Annotated in this window: 23 protein-coding genes, 3 pseudogenes and 1 CRISPR repeat array; of the genes and pseudogenes, 23 read left to right on the plus strand and 3 right to left on the minus strand. The window is 37.6% G+C overall.

The features are described from left to right. The first annotated feature begins 14 nt into the window (after positions 1-14). The 13 genes and pseudogenes from QUE18_RS05970 to QUE18_RS06030 all read left to right on the plus strand — a co-directional run bounded on the left by QUE18_RS05970 (position 15) and on the right by QUE18_RS06030 (position 12237). A complete protein-coding gene (locus QUE18_RS05970; RefSeq protein ID WP_009203868.1) occupies positions 15-1079 on the plus strand; it encodes an FUSC family protein in 1065 nt (354 codons plus the stop codon). Then, positions 1069-1641 (plus strand): CDP-alcohol phosphatidyltransferase family protein, encoded by a 573-nt coding sequence (locus QUE18_RS05975; protein ID WP_009203869.1) that lies wholly within the window; start codon positions 1069-1071, stop codon positions 1639-1641. Before QUE18_RS05970 ends, QUE18_RS05975 begins: the two co-directional genes overlap by 11 nt. 220 nt (positions 1642-1861) lie before the next feature. Continuing rightward, a complete protein-coding gene (locus tag QUE18_RS05980; protein ID WP_009203870.1) occupies positions 1862-2539 on the plus strand; it encodes a helix-turn-helix domain-containing protein in 678 nt (225 codons plus the stop codon). 32 nt (positions 2540-2571) lie between these two features. Further along, positions 2572-3438 carry an IS3 family transposase gene (locus QUE18_RS05985; protein WP_237968375.1) on the plus strand — a complete coding sequence of 289 codons (867 nt, stop codon included), beginning with the start codon at positions 2572-2574 and terminating at the stop codon, positions 3436-3438. A gap of 289 nt (positions 3439-3727) precedes the next feature. Next, the gene (gene tnpA / locus QUE18_RS05990; RefSeq protein ID WP_009203872.1) at positions 3728-4198 is read left to right on the plus strand and encodes an IS200/IS605 family transposase; all 471 of its coding nucleotides are present in this window, start codon (positions 3728-3730) and stop codon (positions 4196-4198) included. Positions 4199-4754: 556 nt separating this feature from the next. Next, positions 4755-5047: direct repeats of the CRISPR family, unit length 30 nt; unit sequence GAATTAATAGAATCATAATGGAATTTAAAT. A gap of 338 nt (positions 5048-5385) precedes the next feature. Beyond that, on the plus strand, positions 5386-5745 hold the full coding sequence (locus QUE18_RS05995; RefSeq protein ID WP_008392871.1) for an ArsR/SmtB family transcription factor: 360 nt from the start codon (positions 5386-5388) through the stop codon (positions 5743-5745). Between the two features lie 59 nt (positions 5746-5804). After that, positions 5805-8160, plus strand: a pseudogene (locus QUE18_RS13800) (heavy metal translocating P-type ATPase). Between the two features lie 16 nt (positions 8161-8176). Beyond that, on the plus strand, positions 8177-8695 hold the full coding sequence (locus tag QUE18_RS06005; protein WP_009203874.1) for a DUF6921 family protein: 519 nt from the start codon (positions 8177-8179) through the stop codon (positions 8693-8695). A gap of 10 nt (positions 8696-8705) precedes the next feature. Beyond that, positions 8706-9245, plus strand: a complete 540-nt coding sequence (locus QUE18_RS06010) for a hypothetical protein (protein ID WP_009203875.1) — start codon at positions 8706-8708, stop codon at positions 9243-9245. Next, entirely contained in the window at positions 9242-10786 is a 1545-nt protein-coding gene (locus QUE18_RS06015) for an FAD-binding protein (protein ID WP_009203876.1), read from the plus strand. The genes QUE18_RS06010 and QUE18_RS06015 overlap by 4 nt, the downstream gene beginning before the upstream one ends. After that, the gene (locus tag QUE18_RS06020) at positions 10783-11493 is read left to right on the plus strand and encodes a succinate dehydrogenase/fumarate reductase iron-sulfur subunit (RefSeq protein ID WP_009203877.1); all 711 of its coding nucleotides are present in this window, start codon (positions 10783-10785) and stop codon (positions 11491-11493) included. Before QUE18_RS06015 ends, QUE18_RS06020 begins: the two co-directional genes overlap by 4 nt. A gap of 135 nt (positions 11494-11628) precedes the next feature. Continuing rightward, entirely contained in the window at positions 11629-11778 is a 150-nt protein-coding gene (locus QUE18_RS06025) for a hypothetical protein (protein WP_009203879.1), read from the plus strand. A 99-nt stretch (positions 11779-11877) separates the two neighbouring features. Further along, positions 11878-12237 carry a hypothetical protein gene (locus QUE18_RS06030; protein ID WP_009203880.1) on the plus strand — a complete coding sequence of 120 codons (360 nt, stop codon included), beginning with the start codon at positions 11878-11880 and terminating at the stop codon, positions 12235-12237. A gap of 183 nt (positions 12238-12420) precedes the next feature. Here QUE18_RS06030 and QUE18_RS06035 read toward each other — a convergent pair whose 3' ends face one another. Further along, on the minus strand, positions 12421-12660 hold the full coding sequence (locus QUE18_RS06035) for a DUF6061 family protein (protein ID WP_039862611.1): 240 nt from the start codon (positions 12658-12660) through the stop codon (positions 12421-12423). Between the two features lie 315 nt (positions 12661-12975). Between QUE18_RS06035 and QUE18_RS06040 the strand changes: the two genes are divergently transcribed. From QUE18_RS06040 to QUE18_RS06055, 4 genes are all read left to right on the plus strand, one after another. Next, a complete protein-coding gene (locus tag QUE18_RS06040; protein ID WP_009203882.1) occupies positions 12976-13593 on the plus strand; it encodes a DNA alkylation repair protein in 618 nt (205 codons plus the stop codon). Between the two features lie 62 nt (positions 13594-13655). Then, positions 13656-13841 carry a DUF6440 family protein gene (locus QUE18_RS06045; RefSeq protein WP_009203883.1) on the plus strand — a complete coding sequence of 62 codons (186 nt, stop codon included), beginning with the start codon at positions 13656-13658 and terminating at the stop codon, positions 13839-13841. A 30-nt stretch (positions 13842-13871) separates the two neighbouring features. Then, the gene (locus QUE18_RS06050) at positions 13872-14249 is read left to right on the plus strand and encodes an SdpI family protein (RefSeq protein ID WP_286259649.1); all 378 of its coding nucleotides are present in this window, start codon (positions 13872-13874) and stop codon (positions 14247-14249) included. Between the two features lie 63 nt (positions 14250-14312). Further along, positions 14313-14522 carry a DUF6219 family protein gene (locus QUE18_RS06055; protein ID WP_008392833.1) on the plus strand — a complete coding sequence of 70 codons (210 nt, stop codon included), beginning with the start codon at positions 14313-14315 and terminating at the stop codon, positions 14520-14522. Positions 14523-14627: 105 nt separating this feature from the next. Here QUE18_RS06055 and QUE18_RS06060 read toward each other — a convergent pair whose 3' ends face one another. Together QUE18_RS06060 and QUE18_RS06065 are read right to left on the minus strand one after the other, a co-directional pair. Continuing rightward, positions 14628-14801, minus strand: a complete 174-nt coding sequence (locus QUE18_RS06060) for a hypothetical protein (protein ID WP_009203774.1) — start codon at positions 14799-14801, stop codon at positions 14628-14630. After that, positions 14779-15018 (minus strand): annotated as a pseudogene (locus QUE18_RS06065) (plasmid mobilization protein); the annotation flags it as partial. The pseudogene QUE18_RS06065 and the gene QUE18_RS06060, both read right to left, overlap by 23 nt. A 3-nt stretch (positions 15019-15021) precedes the next feature. Between QUE18_RS06065 and QUE18_RS06070 the strand changes: the two are divergent. The 6 genes and pseudogenes from QUE18_RS06070 (at position 15022) to QUE18_RS06095 (ending at position 19604) form a co-directional block, all read left to right on the plus strand. Then, positions 15022-15225: a hypothetical protein gene (locus tag QUE18_RS06070; protein WP_009265445.1), complete on the plus strand. Its 204-nt coding sequence runs from the start codon at positions 15022-15024 to the stop codon at positions 15223-15225. Positions 15226-15311: 86 nt separating this feature from the next. Further along, positions 15312-16415, plus strand: a complete 1104-nt coding sequence (locus QUE18_RS06075; protein ID WP_009203777.1) for an endonuclease/exonuclease/phosphatase family protein — start codon at positions 15312-15314, stop codon at positions 16413-16415. Positions 16416-16603: 188 nt separating this feature from the next. After that, positions 16604-16759: a hypothetical protein gene (locus QUE18_RS06080; RefSeq protein WP_009203778.1), complete on the plus strand. Its 156-nt coding sequence runs from the start codon at positions 16604-16606 to the stop codon at positions 16757-16759. Between the two features lie 294 nt (positions 16760-17053). Next, on the plus strand, positions 17054-17884 hold the full coding sequence (locus tag QUE18_RS06085; RefSeq protein ID WP_009203780.1) for a 4Fe-4S binding protein: 831 nt from the start codon (positions 17054-17056) through the stop codon (positions 17882-17884). 109 nt (positions 17885-17993) lie between these two features. Next, positions 17994-18581, plus strand: coding sequence for a hypothetical protein (locus tag QUE18_RS06090; RefSeq protein ID WP_009203781.1), 588 nt, complete (start codon positions 17994-17996; stop codon positions 18579-18581). Positions 18582-18734: 153 nt separating this feature from the next. Beyond that, positions 18735-19604, plus strand: a pseudogene (locus QUE18_RS06095) (class II fructose-bisphosphate aldolase). The last annotated feature ends 11 nt before the right edge of the window (positions 19605-19615 follow it).

Below are 19615 nucleotides of genomic sequence, written 5' to 3' on the forward strand. Positions count from 1 at the left end.
ATGGGAGGATTTATATGACATTTTATCAGGAGTTGCAGTTAAATCAGGCAGGTTCTAAAAACCTGTTGAAAAAGAGTGAAACACTAAAAGAAAAATTATATCATATATGGGTATATCTGGTGAAGGTAGCTGTTACAATGGCATTTTGTTTTTTCTTTGTTAGTATTTTCAGCATCCTATTTGGAAATGAGAACAGCATTGTAGGTGTAGTAGTCTTATTATGTCTCATGGTGTTTAGAAATGCGGATCTGGGGATCCACACCGGACAATCTATGATGCTTTTGGCTTTGTTCTTTGTAATTATGACTGTATGTCCGCATTTAGCAAATCAGTTTTCACCGGTATTGGGAATGCTGTTAAATATTGCGGCACTGGCTGTGTTGATTCTGTTCGGATGCCATAATCCATTCATGTTTAATCAATCTACATTGGTTCTTGGGTATCTGCTGCTATATGGTTATGATGTTACAGGAAAAAGCTATCAGATGCGATTAGTCGGAATGGCTTTAGGTGCAGCACTTACCTGTTTCGTATTTTATCGAAATCATAAAAACAGAACTTATAAAAGAAATCTGAAAGATCTAATACAAGAATTTGATATCACTTCTTCCAGAACAAAATGGCAGATATGTCAGATTTTATGCGTACCGATTGTCCTTTGCATTGCAGAACTTTGTAATATGCCACGTGCAATGTGGGCTGGTATTGCGGCCATGTCCGCGATTTTGCCGTTTATGGAAGATATGCACTACAGAGTCCGTAAAAGGATTGTCGGAAATATTGCAGGTGTTATATGTTTTACAGTATTATATTTTCTGCTTCCTTCGTCAATCTATGCATATATAGGAATTCTTGGTGGAATCGGTGTAGGATTTTCAGCACAATATGGCTGGCAGGCAGTATTTAACACATTTGGTGCTTTAGCCATTGCTGCAGAGACTTATGGACTACAAGGAGCGGTTAGTCTTAGAGTGATTCAAAATGTTTTTGGTGTTGTGTTTGCTTTAGCATTTTGTGTTATATTTTATTGGTTTATGTCTAAAAAAAAGGAAAGTGAGGTGACCGTACATGCAGAGTGAAGTGAATCAGGAAGAAAATTTGAATAGAATTATTACGGTTCCTAATCTTCTTTCTTTTTTTCGGCTTTGTCTGATTCCGGTAATTATATGGAGTTATTGTGTAAAGAAAAATCCTCTGTTAGCTGGTGAAATCTTATTGCTGTCTGGTCTTACGGATCTTGCTGATGGATATATCGCAAGAAGATTCCATAGGATTAGTAATTTAGGAAAAATACTTGATCCGGTGGCTGATAAGCTGACACAGGCAGCGACGTTAATCTGTCTGTTTACTCGTTTTCCGCATGTGCTTCTTTTAATCGTAATAATGGCAGGTAAGGAGCTGTATATGGTAGTCAGTGGATGTCTTGTGATACGAAAGACAGGAAAAGTACATGGTGCAGACTGGCATGGAAAGATAGTAACTTTTTTATTATATGGAACTGCAGCGGTGCATATTATATGGTTCCACATTACACCGATGGTATCAGATCTGTTGATTGGTTTGTGCGCTATAATGATGGCCATATCGGTCGCTCTGTATATTATCCAGAATACCAGGACTCTTAAGGGAGAGACTGTATAAGCAATTTTATATTGCAATGACTAGAAAAATATTTAGGAGAAGATAGATATAAACAGTAAGTCAAACACACAAACTATGGAGTCTTTAGTCGGTTTAATAAAATTTTAGATAGAAAATAAATCATTATAAAAAGGGGCTGTCGCATTAATGATTGAACCGCTCCCTTCTAGGTAGACAAGTGAAATAATAAAAACTTGTCACTTAGGAGGGAGCATATTTTATGTCTAAAAGAAAAGTATCTGTTGAGAATAAGATATATGCTGTAAATCTATATCTGGATGGAAAAGAAAGCCAACAACGAATTGCCCATATGTTTGATGTAAGTCTCGCATCTGTCCAACAATGGATTCGAAACTATGAATCTATGGGAGCAAATGCATTTACATTGAAAGGGAATAAAAAATATTCCAAAGAATTGAAACAGCAAGCAGTCTTAGATTATTTAGCAGGCTATGGTTCTCAAGATGATATCTGCAAAAAATATGGAATCCGTTCAAAAGGTAAGTTACAATCTTGGATAAAGAAGTATAATGGTCATGAAGAATTAAAATCTTCTGGAACAGGAGGAAGCATTATCATGACCAAAGGAAGAAAAACCACTTTTGAAGAACGGGTTGAAATAGTACAGTATTGTATCGCACATGATCGTAATTATGCCCAAACAGCAGAACAATACCAGGTGTCCTATCAACAGGCTCGCAATTATATAGTCAAATATGAAGCTGGTGGAGTGGAAGCTTTAAGAGATAACCGTGGCAAACGAAGACGTCCCGATGAGATGAGTGAATTAGAAAAGCTGCGTGCTGAAGTTAAAATTTTAAAAGCAGAGAAAGAACGTGCTGAAATGGAGGCATCTTTTTTAAAAAAACTCGAAGAAATAGAGAGGAGGCGGGGCTAAGCCTGGTCCGTCATGAACATATATATCAGGCAATCAAAGAAGAACACAAAGAACATAATTATCCAATCGCTGCACTTTGTAAACTTGGTAATGTTTCTAGAGCAGCTTATTATAAATGGCTACACAGAGAAATTCCTAAAAGTGAACAAAAGAATAAGTTTATTGCCGACGAGATAGAAAAGATTCATACAGACTCACCGGATAAAGGCTATCGAAGGATCAGAGATGATCTGGAACGATATCATGGTATTGATGTAAACGATAAACGTGTGCTACGCATTTGCCGTAAACTTAATATAAAATCAACTATCAAGTATTCTAACAACGGATGCACAAGACAGGCTGCAAACCCTCAGTATATAGCTGAAAACATACTTAATCGGGAGTTCACCGCCAAAGCACCAAATGAAAAATGGCTCACTGATGTGACAGAATTCCATTATTATATTGGGATGGAAAAGCATAAAGTTTATCTAAGTGCAATACTGGATCTATATGATAGACGAATTGTTTCGTATGTTATTCGTGATAAGAACAACAATGCTTTGGTGTTTGATACGGTAGATAATGCTTTACTTAGAAATCCTGGTGCGCAGCCACTGTTTCACAGTGACAGGGGATTCCAATATACGAACAGGACATTTCATATAAAACTTGTAAATGCTGGAATAACACAAAGCATGTCGCGAGTTGCTAAATGTATCGACAATGGACCAATGGAAGGCTTTTGGGGAATTCTGAAGAGAGAGCGATACTATGGAAAACGATTCACCGATAGAGATACTCTCGAAAAAATGATCGAAGATTATATAGATTACTACAACAATAAACGCTTGCAAAGGAATCTCGGAATTTTAACGCCAATGGAAAAACACGAAATTTACTTGCAAGCTGCATAAAAACTGCCAGCAGATAAATTTCTACTGGCAGGAAAAATTTATATTTTTTCAATTGTCTACTTGACGGGGAGCGGTTCACACTTAATGCGACAGCCCCATTTTTATTTTTGTTAGGCTTTAAGCCTGTTCAGCACAGTGGAGTTTCTCAGAAGAGAAACGGAACTTTGATGAACAAATAAACCACCGGCTAGGCCGGTGAGTCAGCATTGCTTAAGCTTACAGTAAAAAACCTCCAGTGATATAATTATGTTGGTTCGCCAACCACATAAAATCAAAGGAGGTTATCCAAATGGATATAAACAGTTTAGCACATACGAAATGGAATTGTAAGTATCATATTGTTTTTGCACCAAAATATAGAAGAAAAGTAGCGTATGGGAAGATGAAACAGGATATTGCGAATATTTTAAGTATGCTATGCAAAAGAAAAAGTGTAGAAATAGTAGAGGCAGAGATATGCCCAGACCATGTGCATATGCTTGTAAAGATACCACCAAGTTTAAGTGTTTCAAGTTTTGTAGGGTATTTGAAAGGAAAAAGTACACTTATGATCTTCGAACGCCATGCAAATTTAAAATACAAATATGGAAATCGCCATTTCTGGTGCAGAGGATATTACGTAGATACTGTAGGGAAAAATGCAAAGAAGATACAAGAATATATTCAAAATCAGTTACAAAATGATTTAGAGTATGATCAGATGACATTAAAAGAGTATATTGCCCCGTTTACGGGTGAGCCAGTAAAGCAAAATAAATAAAATAAGCCCCGTAGGGCTTAATAAGTAAATGACGGTACAGTTAGCGAACCAAATTCGATGGGTCTTTAGACTTAGCGTCGGTAATAAGCCCTTATAGGGCTAGTACAAACCACCGGCTTAGCCGGTGGTTTTGATTGAAAATAAGCCTAAAAATAGCTGTGCCCACGTCATGCCCACGGAAATTTTCTCGCGTGGGCATGACTTTTATAAAAATGACGATAAATTGGATTATTCAGACGGTGATATTTGATGCATATATGACTGTATAGTGTTTGCTCGAAAAGTATATATAATGAATGCGTGTATTTAACTTGCATATTTAGCAAATAAGTTTCATAATAGAATGTGTCGAACAAAATCAACTTGAAAAATTAGGGGTTTCTGTCGACCCCTGATAGTGCAAAAAATATAGGGGATCGACAGAAGGCGGAAACGCCTAAAATAGGAGGTGTTGCAGAAATATATGATTAGGGACAAGAAAGAAATGTTGAATTTTGAAGAGGTCGACAAAATAGAGACGTTTTTTGGCTTAAATAAGGGGATGATTTTGGGACGGGAATTAATAGAATCATAATGGAATTTAAATTATCTACACCCCTTTCTAAACATTATACAGTTCCGCCAGAATTAATAGAATCATAATGGAATTTAAATCTGTCAAAACAGATCTGTTCGATAAATTCTTATTTGAATTAATAGAATCATAATGGAATTTAAATATTGGAATCAGGCTGTCCTGTAGTTTCCTAAGTGGAATTAATAGAATCATAATGGAATTTAAATCTTGCAACGGGAGCAGTCAAAACGATGCGAACTAATGAATTAATAGAATCATAATGGAATTTAAATCAGTTAAGTTTATTAGATTTAGTTCTTGAAAGCTTGGAATTAATAGAATCATTATAATGGAACTTAAAGATGGATTTCAATGTAACAGGTTGGAAATCTTAAGGCACTTGGGACCAAATGAGTCAACTGGAACCTTAAGAATATAGATTAGAAGGAAAAATCTGATAATTAAAATAAGCGTTTAATCCAGAAATGAGATGTGATAAAGAAAAGAATAAAGAGCTGGTTTTAATTGTAAAATTTATGGGGAACTAACATCAGCTTATTGACATAAATTTAAAAATAAGTATAATAATAGTTGAGTAGTTGTTCAACTATTATTATTTGGAGGTGAATATATGCCAAAAACGTCTTATATTTGTAATTGCAATGTAATTCATGAGGATATTGTGAATGATGTGAAATCCAAGATGCAGCCAAAAGATGATTATATCCAGTTGGCTTCTTTGTTTAAGCTATTTGGAGATGGAACTAGAGTACAAATCTTACACGCTCTAGAACAGAGTGAGATGTGTGTATGTGATCTTGCAGTGCTACTTGGGGTAACAAAATCTGCAATTTCGCATCAGTTAAAGGCATTACGCCTTGCGAATCTGGTAAAATTCCGTAAAGAAGCACAGATAGTTTACTACTCGCTGGCAGATGATCATGTGAAAGAGATTATTGACAAGGGATTTGAGCATCTTTGGCAGAAATAATATTTTTTAACATTATAGTTGAGTAATTGAACAATTAACCAAATTATAAGGAGATTATCATGAAACGCATATTTCTATTAAAAGGGTTGGACTGTCCAAATTGTTCCGCAAAAATTGAAAAAGAAGTCGGAGAGTTGGATGGAGTGCAATCCTCAGTGGTAAATCTGATGAAGCAGACGCTTACAATCAATGTTACTCAGACAGCCGCAGATACGATAGCCAGTCAGATTGAAACGATTGTTTATAGTCATGAGCCAGATGTGGAAGTTCAGGAAGAAACCGTTATGAATGTTACAAAGAGTTATTCGTTAAAAGGGTTGGACTGTCCGAATTGTTCCGCAAAAATTGAAAAAGAAGTCGGAGAGTTGGATGGAGTGCAATTCTCAGTGGTAAATCTGATGAAGCAGACGCTTACAATCAATGTTGCTCAGACAGCCGCAGATACGATAGCCAGTCAGATTGAAACGATTGTTCATGGCCATGAGCCAGATGTGGAAGTTTCTGAAATTGTACAGGAATCTTATATACCGGAAAAAAAGCAGGAGGCCAATGAATCCTATAACAATGAGGATAAGAAGTTGACAGTTCGTTTAGCGACTGGTGCAGCAATCTATGCCATTGGTATGGCATTGACTGTTTTTGCGAAAGTGCCACTGCCTATCGAGTTAGCTTTTCTCATTGTTTCTTATGTTATTCTTGGTGGAGATGTTGTATGGCAGGCTGTGAGGAACATTTCAAAGGGGCGTGTATTTGATGAACATTTTTTGATGAGTGTTTCTACGATTGGGGCTTTTGTCATTGGTGAATATCCAGAAGCAGTTGCTGTTATGCTATTCTATCAGGTAGGTGAATTTTTTCAGTCATTGGCTGTTAAGCGTTCCAGAAAATCTATATCAGACTTAATGGATATACGTCCAGATTCTGCTACAGTAAGAAGAAATGGGGAATTGATTACCATATCTCCAGAAAATGTCTCCATTGGTGAGATTATTATTGTAAAGCCTGGTGAAAAAATTCCATTAGACGGTGTGGTATTGGATGGAGATTCTATGCTGGATACAAGGGCCTTAACAGGAGAATCAGTTCCGAGAAGTGTTCATAAAGGAGACGAAGCACTTTCCGGTTGTATGAATCAGACGGGTGTCTTAATGATTAAGACAACAAAAGCATTTGGTGAATCTACGGCTTCAAAGATTATTGATCTTGTGGAAAATGCGTCAAGCCGAAAAGCACCAACAGAAAATTTTATTACTACATTTGCACGTTATTATACACCTGTGGTTGTAATCTTAGCAGCTTTTTCTGGCGATTCTGCCACCGATCATTCTTGGTGGAGGCTGGACAGAGTGGATTCGCAGAGGATTTGTTTTCCTTGTGGTATCTTGTCCATGTGCATTGGTTATTTCAATCCCGCTGACTTTCTTCGGCGGCATTGGTGCAGCATCTAAACGAGGTGTTCTTGTAAAAGGAAGCAATTATTTAGAGGCACTTAATAATGTCAGCGTTATTGTGTTCGATAAAACCGGAACACTTACAAAAGGTGTTTTCAATGTGACGGATATTTTGCCTGCAAATGGATTTTCAAAAGAACAGGTTTTGGAGTATGCGGCAGAGGCAGAGAGTTTTTCTAACCATCCTATTGCAAAATCCATTCTTGCTACTTATGAAAAAGAAATTGATCAGTCAGTGATTTCTGATTATAAGGAAATTTCAGGATATGGAATCAGTGTAATGGCAGGGGAAAAGAAAGTTTTTGCTGGCAATACGAAACTTATGGATACAGAATGTATAGAGTACACAACCTGTGAAAAAGCAGGTACAAAAGTTTATTTGGCTGTAGATGGTCAATATGCAGGATGTATTTTGATAACAGATGAAGTGAAGCCGGACAGTAAAAAAGCAATTTCTGACCTGAAACATATCGGCGTGGAAAAAACAGTCATGCTTACCGGTGATGATGAAAAAATTGGGAAGTCTGTTGCAGAAGAATTGCAGTTGGATAAATATTATGCACAGCTGCTTCCTGACCAAAAAGTGGAAAAGGTTGAGCTTTTAGATAGTAAAAAGAGACCGGGAAGCAAATTGGCTTTTGTTGGTGATGGTATCAATGACGCTCCTGTCCTTGCCCGTGCAGATGTTGGTATTGCAATGGGTGGGCTTGGTTCGGATGCGGCCATTGAAGCAGCAGATGTAGTTCTGATGACAGATGAACCGTCTAAGCTGGTGGACGCGATTGAAGTAGCAAAAGCGACAAAACAGATTGTCATGCAGAATATAGTGATTGCTCTTGGGATTAAGAGTGTGTTCCTGATTCTTGGCGCTCTTGGTATTGTGGGAATGTGGGAAGCTGTATTTGGTGATGTAGGCGTTACCATAATTGCTGTTTTGAACGCAATGAGAATTTTGAAAAAATAGGAAATGAGGTGGAAATGTGAAACGAAAACTGATTCTGTTAGTTGTTACGATTGTTTTTCTTGTAGGTTTTGGTGTCATTTTACATTCACCGCCTTCTATGATTGATGTAGTCACAGGAGCAACACCGAAGTCAAAAAAGGCGGCTCAAGCCTCCGCACAGTTGGAAGGCTCTTATGTTCTCGGTATTAATATGATGTCAGATGGTCTCGACAACGAGAACACTCGGAATAAATTAAAAGAATTGGCACTGGACGATTCGGAAACAAATGAAACAGATCTCATGAAAACGGATATTAGTTTTCGGTTATATGTATCTGAGACGGATTATCCGCTTGTCAGTTATGCTAAGAAACTCTGTGACAGGTTGAAACAGGCCGGTTTTTCCGTAGATCTGAAAGAATACAGTAACACAATGATGCTATCAAGAGTGGTAAGTGGAAAGTATGATGTATTCCTGGCATCGGATGATTTTATTGACGTTACAACGCTAACACAGATGGACTATATGATCATGGACAGCGAAGAAATGAGGTGAGCGGGAATTTATGAGAAAATGGAATACGATTTTGTCTGTTTTAATGCTTCTCATTTTTATGATTCATGGAATCATGGGCAGCTTTATGCTGAACGGAGTTGGAAGTAGTGCAGGGAAACTTCTTGCATGGATTGGTGTTGGTATTCTTGTTGTGCATACGGTGATTGGTGTCATCCTGACAGTTCAGAGTTTACAGACAGCGAAGCAATCAGGAAAAATGTATCTGAAACAAAACGTCATATTTTGGGCGAGACGAGCCAGTGGGATGGCAATACTGATTCTGCTGTTATTCCATATTGGCTTGTTTGGAAAGGTGCAGAATGGGACATATATTTTGTTCCCTTTTACAACGGTAAAGATGGTAACTCAGCTTTTGTTCGTAGCGGCAATCTTTGTTCATATTTTTATCAATATACGCCCATTGCTCGTATCACTGGGAATCATTAGTTATAAAGAACGAAGGAGCGATATTTATTTGATCCTTTCGGTGCTTCTTCTTTTTATAGCGGGAGCGGTTATTTTATATTATATTGGGTGGCAATATCTATGAGTAAGACAATTATTATTATAGGTGCTGGACTGGCAGGACTTTCAGCGGCTTTGCAGGCAGCGGAAAATGGATGCAATGTAAAACTGGTTTCCTCCCTTCCGTCAGAGCGGGCACAGTCTGTTATGGCGGAGGGCGGTATCAACGCAGCTTTGAATACAAAAGATGAAAACGACAGTCCCGAAGAACATTTTACAGATACAATAAAGGCAGCATGTGGTCTGGCAGATCCAAATGCAGTTTGGGGAATGACACAGGCAGCACCGGAGCTGGTGCACTGGCTGCTAAAACTTGGAGTTAAATTTAACATGAGTGGCTATGATGATGTGGATCTGCGGAATTTTGGCGGGCAGAAAAAGAAACGGACTGCTTTTGCACAGAGCGATACCGGGAAGCAGATCATGACAGCTATGATAGACGCTGTTCGCAGGAAAGAAGCATCTGGTATGGTAGAACGGTTCAGCCATCATTCTTTCCTAACACTTCGTCTGTGTGGCAATATTTGTTGTGGCTGCGTAATCAGGGATGAATACAGTCAGGAGACTGTGGAATTACCGGGGGATGCGGTTATTGTTGCCACCGGTGGTATGCACGGATTGTTTGGAAATACAACGGGTTCGCTGAGCAATACAGGAGAAGTCACCGCAGAATTGTTTCGGCTTGGTGTTCCTCTGGCAAATGGCGAGATGATCCAGTACCATCCGACAACTGTGAAATGTGGTGGAAAACGCATGCTCATCAGCGAGGCGGCCAGGGGGGAAGGTGGCAGGTTGTTTGCCATGAAAGATGGAAAACAATGGTATTTCATGGAGGAAAAATACCCGGAGCTTGGAAATCTGATGCCACGAGATATTACCGCCAGAGAGATATGGAAGGTCAGCCATGAATCAGAGGTATTTCTTGACATGACGGAAATATCGGAGGAGATTATTTCAAATAAGCTATCTGGTCTGGCAGACGATTGTATGACCTATCTGCATAAAGATATACGAAAGGAACCGGTGTCTGTTTTACCGGGAATTCACTATTTTATGGGAGGCATTCTGGTGGATGAGCAGCACAGAACACCGATTCAGAATCTTTACGCTGCCGGAGAATGCTGTGCCCAATATCATGGTGCCAACCGTCTTGGTGGAAATTCTCTGTTAGGAGCGTTATACGGAGGATGTGTTGCGGCAAAATCAGCATGTGAACAGGCAGATGTAGTAGATCTATCTTGTGCGACACAGATAGATTTTCCACCAGCGTCTCAAATTTCAGAAATAAAGCAATTAAACAAAGTGATGCAGGATATTATGGGCGTTGTCAGAAATGAGAATACGTTGTTAAATGGGATTCAAACGGTACAAGCGCTGACAGGAAATCTTCCATTGCTTGGCATGGCAGTTCTAAAGAGTGCTCTTGCAAGAAAAGAAAGCCGTGGTGCACACTGGCGGGAGGATTATCCGAAGAGCAATGACGATGATTACCTTAAAACAACGGTAGCTAGATTTGATGGAAAGCAGATACAGATTTCCTTTGTACCTGTTCCAGAAAGGCGGTGATTCACTTGGTATATAAAATAAGAATCAGGCGGCAGGAGAGTCAGAAATCAGACAGTTATTGGCAGGAATTTGAGTTTGACGGAAGCAAAAACAGCTCTGTTGCCAATGTTCTAAAGGAATTGAACAGTAGAACCCCTTTGAAAGATAATTCAGGGAATATAGTTACTCCCATCAGCTGGGAATGTAGCTGTATGGTGCGAAAATGTGGGGCTTGCGCCATGCTGATTAACGAACGTCCGAGGCTGGCATGCTCTACATTTCTACATACGTTAAAAGGTTCTACAATCACCTTGGAACCTTTAAGCAAATTTCCGCTTGTAAGAGATTTGATCGTTGACCGGTCAATTCTGTTTGAAAATTTGAAAAAACTGAACCTTTGGCTTGAAAGTGAAGCTTATATGAATCCGTGGACACATGAACCGAGATACCAGTCGGCACGCTGTCTGATGTGTGGCTGCTGCCTTGAAGTGTGTCCTAACTTCTCTGCAAATGGGACTTTCGCAGGCGCTGTTGCTGCAGTCAACGCATTTCGGATTCTGAATGAAGAACAGGAAAGCACTCATTTGAATGAGATTTCTGCTGAATATAAGAAGAAATATTTTGAGGGATGCGGGAAGTCGTTATCTTGTCATGATATTTGTCCGATTGGTCTGCCTGTGGAAGAACTGCTTGTAAGGTCGAATGCAGCGGCTGTTTGGGGCAAATAAAATGGATGATAAAAGCTATAATGAATGTATGAAGAGAATCAAAAACTTGATTCTCTTTTTTAAAATACATACATTGACAAATATCTATGTATATATTATATTGAACATAGACAATGATCAATGTGAGGTGTCAATATGAATGCAATGGATGGCGGCCTTGTGAATGATCGTAAGGAAGGAAAATGGCATCACTATTCTTTGAATTGTGAGACATTGATGAATTACAAACACTTTATAGAATCCCTTACTTGCCTTGGATGCGGTGACGGGGATTGTTGTAAATAATTTAAGGAGAGCAGATATCATGAAAAAAGAATCAAATTCAGGAATTAGTTTTTTCCAGCGTTACCTGACTGTAACCTGCCAAACATCAATCTGGGGCAGTTGCAGATAATTCTCGCAGCAGCGGGCTTACTTTCTGTATTAGCAACGGTTAGCTGTATATTGTTCCTGTCTGCAAAATGTAAAGACACATTGACAGTTTTGCTGATCTCTATCGTAGTTCTTCTCATGCTGCTTTTTGCTTATGTGGCGATGGGAGCAACATGGCTCTCTGCCATACTTCCATCTGCTGGAATTGGTATGCAGAACAATTTCCTTTCTCAGCTTGCAAATTTCAATTATCTGAATATCGGTGGAATGAGTTTCTGGACACCGCATGTTATTTTGATTTCGGCAGGAATTGAATTATTTGTGTTTACATTCTTGGCGATTCATTCCTATTGCAGACATCAGGTAGCATAAAAGAAGTTCAAAATAGAATGAATTGATTATCTGCCGCATGACGGCAAAAGAAAAACCAGACAATTTAGAACGGCGACTTTGATTTTCAGAGCCGCCGTTTCTTTGCGTTTATACAAACCTATGATGAATTTTCCGGAAATATTGTAGCTAATAGTTATTTAAACTGTTGTATTTGTTTAAAAATTAAAAAATATTTAATGAGTCTTCCGCATCTACCCACATCTGCAAATTTCCATCAAGATATAATCTTGCATATTCAAGAGGATCATCAATGGCGAGTGCGTTTAATGCACAGTCTGATCCTGATGTGGTTTTTAAGTCCTTTTCAGCTTCCCAACAGTCAATGCGGAGCATATAGCCAACATAGGTATAAACATCAATACTGTTGCGCTTGGGATTGTATTCTGCAAATATTGTTCTCATCGTATCAAATCTCCTTATCGTTAAATCAATCATTTGTTGCAAAAATCAGAAGCATTTCAATCAGTTCACCATGTCACTTTTATTTTGTGTTATACTGTTTTATAGGATTTTCTTGCCCTTGTATTTGCCCTTATCAGAGTTCGTAAACACTGGTGGGACAATATAACACAAGGGAAACAATAAGGGAAAGCTCACCAGTGATAAATTCAGTGTTTTCAAGGGTTTGCGGAGAATTTAATAACAAAATATAACAGTTATTAAATCTCTTAAAACAGGTGAAATCTCAATCGGAATTTGAAAGTAAGGTGATTTTGTTTGGAAAATTATATTGCGAGTTTAGAAAAAGAAATTTCTTTGATAGAAAATGGTTTTAAAGAGGAAGAAAAAAGAGCTTTATCCGATTATAGATCTAATGATAAAGAATTTGTCAAGAAGTTGGCGTTTTCAGCTTATAACTCAAATACCTATCAAGTAAGAATGTACGGTGTATTTCTTTTTGGATACTTATCAGAACAAAATGATATTTTGACATTTATGAGAGATGAAGTTTCTAAAGATGATAATTGGAGAGTTCAGGAAGTATTAGCAAAGGCATTTGATGAATTTTGCAAAAATACAGGATATGAAAAAGCACTTCCGATCATTGATGAATGGTTAGAAAATGATAATCCAAATACGAGGAGAGCAGTTACGGAAGGATTAAGAATATGGACAAGTAGACCATATTTCAAAGATAATCCGAATGAAGCAATTAGGCGGATTGTAGCCTTAAAAGAAGATCCGAGTGAATATGTTAGGAAATCAGTAGGTAATGCTTTAAGAGATATTAGTAAAAAATTTCCGGAGCTGATTAAAGATGAACTCAATAACTGGAAGTTAGAAAGCAAAGAAATAAATCAAGTATACAAACTGGCGAGTAAACTTATTAACTGATAAATCCCAGTTTGTATAACAGGAAAATTTAAATTTAACGCTTGAAAAAAGGAGAAATAAACATGGCAAAGAAAGAAGAAAGATTTGAAGTTACATTTAGAGACGGAAGTCAGCTTAAGGATGAAGGAGTTCGCCAAATCCTTGTAGATAAGGAGACTGGGGTTAACTATCTTTGTTGGAAATCTGGATATGGAGCGGCTATTACACCTCTTCTGGATTCAGAAGGAAAAGTCATAGTTATAAAGTAAAATCGGAAGTTGTAGTAAAGGAGGTTTACAATGGGGTTTTGGATTTTTATGTTGATTATGGATTTGCTTCTTCCATTTACGATGATTGGTTTTGGAAGATGTTTTACGAAAAAGGCTCCAAAGGAAATAAATTCAGTATTTGGATATCGGACTTCGATGTCTATGAAGAACAAAGACACATGGGAATTTGCTCATAAATATTGTGGTAAAGTCTGGTATGTCTGTGGAATGGTTATGTTGCCGATAACAGTAATATTCATGCTTTTAGTGATTGGAAAAAATAAAGATTGTGTTGGGAGTATAGGAGGAATTATCTGTGGTGTTCAACTTATTCCTTTAATTGGGTCTATTCTCCCAACAGAAATAGCATTAAAAAAGAATTTTGATAAGAATGGAACAAGACGATAAATTCCAGTTTGTATATATCTTTTAAAAGGTATATGATTAAGAAAAACGGCAGGAGGTATCTGAATGAAATCACATAAATATTGGTCTATCGGTGCACTGATTACAATGCTTGGAACTTTTTATACAGGTTATAAGGGATCAAAAGAAGGCCATAAGTACTTTGCAGCAAGTTCTTTGCTTTGCATGATTATGGCTATTTATACAGGACACAAGATGATTTCTGGTAAAAGTAGGAAGAAAAAAGAAGTTTCAGTAGAGAGTGTTGAAGATTAAAAAACAAAATATTTTAATAAATAACGCCGGTGCGGGATTTTTGATATCCAGTACTGGCGTTATTTATTCTACAGGGGCTTGGGGGTGTAGCCACCAAATATATTATTAATTTTCTTCTTCGGTAAGTTTGTTAAGGATCCACTCCCTATTGATAACAATATCCTCATCATCGCGGAGATCTTTGAAATCAGTGCAGTGTGAAGAAGCAAATTCATACATATTGTCAATGTCAACTGAGTAATTTGTATTTCTGCTTTTAATGTGCTTTACGATTGCCATTCATACCACCTGCCAGTTTTAGTACCTCTTTTCTCAGTAGGAATAAGTCCGTGATGCACTGATGGATTTCATTTTCTATAGCACGTGACTGACTGCCACCACTGTTAAAATGCTTGGCGATCTGATTGAGATTCGATCCGATCTTTCCATATTCACTGACCAGTTTTCTGAGGTCGTTCATGTCTGCAACAACTTCAATCTGGTGATTGATTTGCTTTGAATGTTTAAAGATCACGTGGAAGTACCTGGACTTGATAAAGAAAAATCCAAACTTGATGATTTAATCAACCAGATGAGATATTTTAAAGATTTTATCAAAAAACTCAATCGCATGGATGTGACATCCAATCAATCTCAGCATCAGATTAAGAATGGTGAGATGCTCCTTGCAAACAAAATATATCTGATAAATCAGATGTATTAATGTCCCAAGGACGCTTTTTGTATGTTATAATAAATACAATCACTAAGTATCGGATAAATAAAGATAAAATGAAGGAATAGAAAGTCATGAAGATAGCGAAAAAAGTATTAAAGACAATAGGAGTTTTATTAGGCTTTATTGTGGTCATTGTGCTAGGATATATCATTTATCTCTATGCAAGTTACCATAGAATTGAAGATAACAAATCCCTTTCTGTAGAATCTCACACAAAAACAAAACAAACACTAACAACAGGAAAACAATATTCAGCAATTACATACAATATTGGATTCGGAGCCTATACGCCAGATTTCAGCTTTTTTATGGATGGAGGAAAATCATCTTGGGCAAAGAGCAAGAAAAGTGTTTTTAAAACAGTTAAAAATGCAGGAAATCTAACAAAATCGTATGATCCGGATTTTGCCTTAATAGAGGAAGTAGATCTTAATTCCACCAGAAGTTATCATGTAAATGAATATTCCATACTAAAGAAATGCTTGAAGAATTACGATACAGTATTTGCACAAAATTATGATTCTGCTTTTCTATTCTATCCATTCACACAGCCACATGGAAGCAGCAAAGCAGGATTAGCTTTATTTTCCAGATTCCCGATCAAAGATTCACTAAGAAGAAGTCTTCCGATTTCAACATCATACAATAAATTTTTTGATTTAGATCGTTGCTACAGTGTTTCAAGAATTCCAGTGGATAATGGGAAATACCTTGTGATCTTTCAGCTTCATATGTCAGCCTACGGAAACAGTGATAAGATCAGAAAAGGACAGATCCGTATGCTTTCAGCGGATATGAAAAAAGAATACGAAGCAGGAAATTATGTATTATGTGGCGGGGATTTTAACCATGACCTCAAGGCTGCAGAAGATGACGATTCTACCGATAGAGAATCCTGGGCATATCCATTTCCAAGAAAGATGCTTCCAGAACATTTTTCTTTCTGTATGGATCAACTGCCAAAGAAAGAAAATCTGTGGAATAGTTCACGAAATGCAGATATGAAATACATACCAGGAAAGACTTATACCGTTACATTGGATGGATTTATTATCTCTGATAATGTAAAATGTGATATGTATAAGAATATTAATACGGGATATTCTTATTCAGATCATGACCCGGTATATGTGAAGTTTGAATTGAATAAGGAGCTTCCTGTATACTTTAAATAGAGCAAGAGATTGACGAAAAATACCTCAAGTAAAATTAGATTATTACTGACCTGGCGAGTTGATAAAATCTAACGAATACAAGAGGTATCTACAATGAGTATAAGTTCATCAAAATAATCTTTACCAAAAGAAGATTGTGGAATAATGATTCAGCCATATTTGATGAGAGAGTGTGAAGGCAGTGTCGGATGGATGTATTGATTTTAAGAAGAATACTTCCAAAAGCTCTGCATTCTTTTAAGAGTCCTGGCGGTGGACTTCCTCAGATTATTGGGATTCTTGGAACCGTGTATATGGTATTAAATATTTCTACAGATTCCGCAGAAAGAAATGCCATTTGGTAGATTACCATTGTTGTCTTTGCCATTCTTGTGGTTTATGTATTTTTCTGGATTCGATATAAGATGAAGATTCCGGTATTTAAGAGTGTTCTTCTGGAAAAAGTTATGGTGATGGAAAACAGCATGTATTACGTGGTGCACCGATGTCGAGGATTGTGTAAATAATTTATCTGTGATAAAACGTAAGCGTTCTACAGGAATTAAGAGATCAATGGCTGGTTTTTCATTGAGGAGATGATTTAGAATGCAATCAGCGCATTTTGTATACAGTAGAATAAATTCGAAGGTGAGGAATGTATGAATAATACAAAGAGAAACTTGTTGATATCTTTTGGAATGTGGATGGTATTTGAGGGGATTGCGATCACACTTTGGATTTCGAAGGATAATATTTTTTATCTTCTGAATTTCAGTTATATTGGAACATCGATCACACTGGGACTTATATTGTTTCAGTGTGATTACAAATATGCACGCAGGATTGTCCAGCTTCTGGTCGGTATGTATATGCTAGTTTATCTAGGACTGATATGTCAGGAAAATATGCAGATAGAAGGCTTTTGGTATTATCTGTTTACAGGAGTTTTTGAAGCAGCTACCATTCATTATGCTATCGCTAAAATATTTGGACCTCTTTTGTTTGGAAGAGGATGGTGTGGATATGCATGCTGGACAGCTATGGTGTTAGATTTCCTGCCATATAAAACGCCTCAGACGGAGAGAAAGAAGATTGGATTTGTCAGATATATCACTTTTGCGATAGCATTTATCTTTGTGGCAGTACTTTTCTTAAGTCACACACGGAATCTGGAAAAGATTATGTTTATAGCTTTTATTGTTGGAAATATCTTGTATTATGCGATCGGAATTATTTTGGCATTCCTATGGAAAGATAACAGGGCATTTTGCAAATACATTTGTCCGGTGACTGTTTTTTTGAAACCAATAAGTTACTTTTCAGTGTTTAGAGTAAAGTGTGATAAAGAAAAATGTATTTCCTGCGGAAACTGTAAGCGGGTCTGTCCAATGGAGGTAGATGTCACGGATAATTCAAGAAAAAGAGAAAATGGGACGGAATGCATTCTATGTATGGAGTGTGTCAAAGCTTGTCCGAAGAAAGCATTATAAGAGAGATCCCATAGATAATTTGATCAAAGATAGAGAAAGTCATTATGATGATTTGTTGTAATATGTAAGCAGATCATGTAATGGCTTTTTTATTTTACAGGAATTTTCGATGATAAAGAAATTAGCTCAGAAAGAAGGAGTCATCTACACAGGATCCGCAGGAGATGAACCTGGAGCAGTCATGGAATTATACAGCTTTGTCAAAGCCATGGGAATGAACGTGGAAGTCATGGGTAAAGGAAAGAATAACAAGATCGACTACGAGTGCAACCCAGACACAGTCTTAGAAGAAGCAACACGCCGTGTCATGAGTCCAAAGATGTTATGTGCGTTCAAAGACGGAACAAAGACAATGGTAGAGATGACAGCAATGTCCAACTACACAGGACTGATCCCAGACGTGATCGGAGGACACGGACCAAAGACAGTACCGGGAACAGAAGGTGTCAAAGAATTAAATGATATCTTTAAATTAAAAGAAGACGGCGGAATCTTAAATAAACACGGAGTTGTAGAATACGTAAACGGAATCGCACCAGGACCATTATGGACATTATACAGACCATACCATCTGTGCAACTTAGAGACACCATTAATAGTAGCCAAAGCCGTGATCGACGGAGAAGTTACATGCGTACCGATTGATGGATTAATGTCAAGAAGGGACAACTGCTTACATATGATGATATCGAATTAGATAAGAGCACACTGATCTACCAGTTAAGAAAAGAACAGGATGCTATGTACGGAAGAAACGTATTATAAGAGATAAAAACTTAAACTTTCCTGCCGCATCTTTATGCGGCGGGAAAGTAATGAAAATGGTGAATGTAAATTAGGAGGAAGACGGATGTTAGTAACTTTAAAAGAATTACTCGACCAGGCCAAGATAGAACACAAAGCGGTAGGTGCATTTAATGGAACGACATTAGAAGCAATCCGTGGTATTATTCAGGCAGCAGAAGAATTGAATTGTCCAATAATTCTGCAGCATGCACAGAGTCATGATGATATCATTGATCTGGAAGAAATCGGACCAATCATGAAATATTATGCAGAACGTGCAAAAGTTCCTGTAGCACTTCATTTAGATCATGGAAGTTCCTTTGAACGATGCGTATAGGCCCTGCGTTTAGGGTTTACATCAGTTATGTATGATGCATCAGCAAAAAGTTTTGAAGAAAATGCCGAAGAAACAAAAGAGATCGTGAGAATCGCACATGCAGTAGGGGCAAGTGTAGAGGCAGAACTTGGACATATCTTTACATCTGAAGTTGTTCATGGAGAGGGTGGCTCCGCAGACAGCAAAGATGATTATGATGATCTTAATGATATTTATACAGATCCAGAAGTTGCAAAGAAATTTGTAGAGTTAACAGGGGTTGACTGTTTAGCTGTTGCGTTTGGTACAACACACGGAGTATATTTAACAGAACCAAAACTAGATCTTCCTCGTGTAGCAAGAATCAGAGAAGCTGCTAACGTACCATTAGTTATGCATGGTGGATCTGGAGTGTCCGATGAAGATTACGCTGTTGCAATCGAGAACGGAATCTGTAAAGTGAATTACTATACATATATGAATGTTGCTGGAGGAAAAGCCTCCAAAGAATTTTGGAAAGATGATGAAACAAATTTCTATGATTCTATGGCAATCAAAGCAACAGAAGCGATCAAAGAAGATGTAAAACGTGCGATCAAAGTATTCCAAAAGTTATAGAAAAGAGGGTA

This window comes from Anaerostipes hadrus ATCC 29173 = JCM 17467 (assembly GCF_030296915.1).
In the GTDB taxonomy this organism is placed as follows: Bacteria; Bacillota; Clostridia; order Lachnospirales; family Lachnospiraceae; genus Anaerostipes; species Anaerostipes hadrus.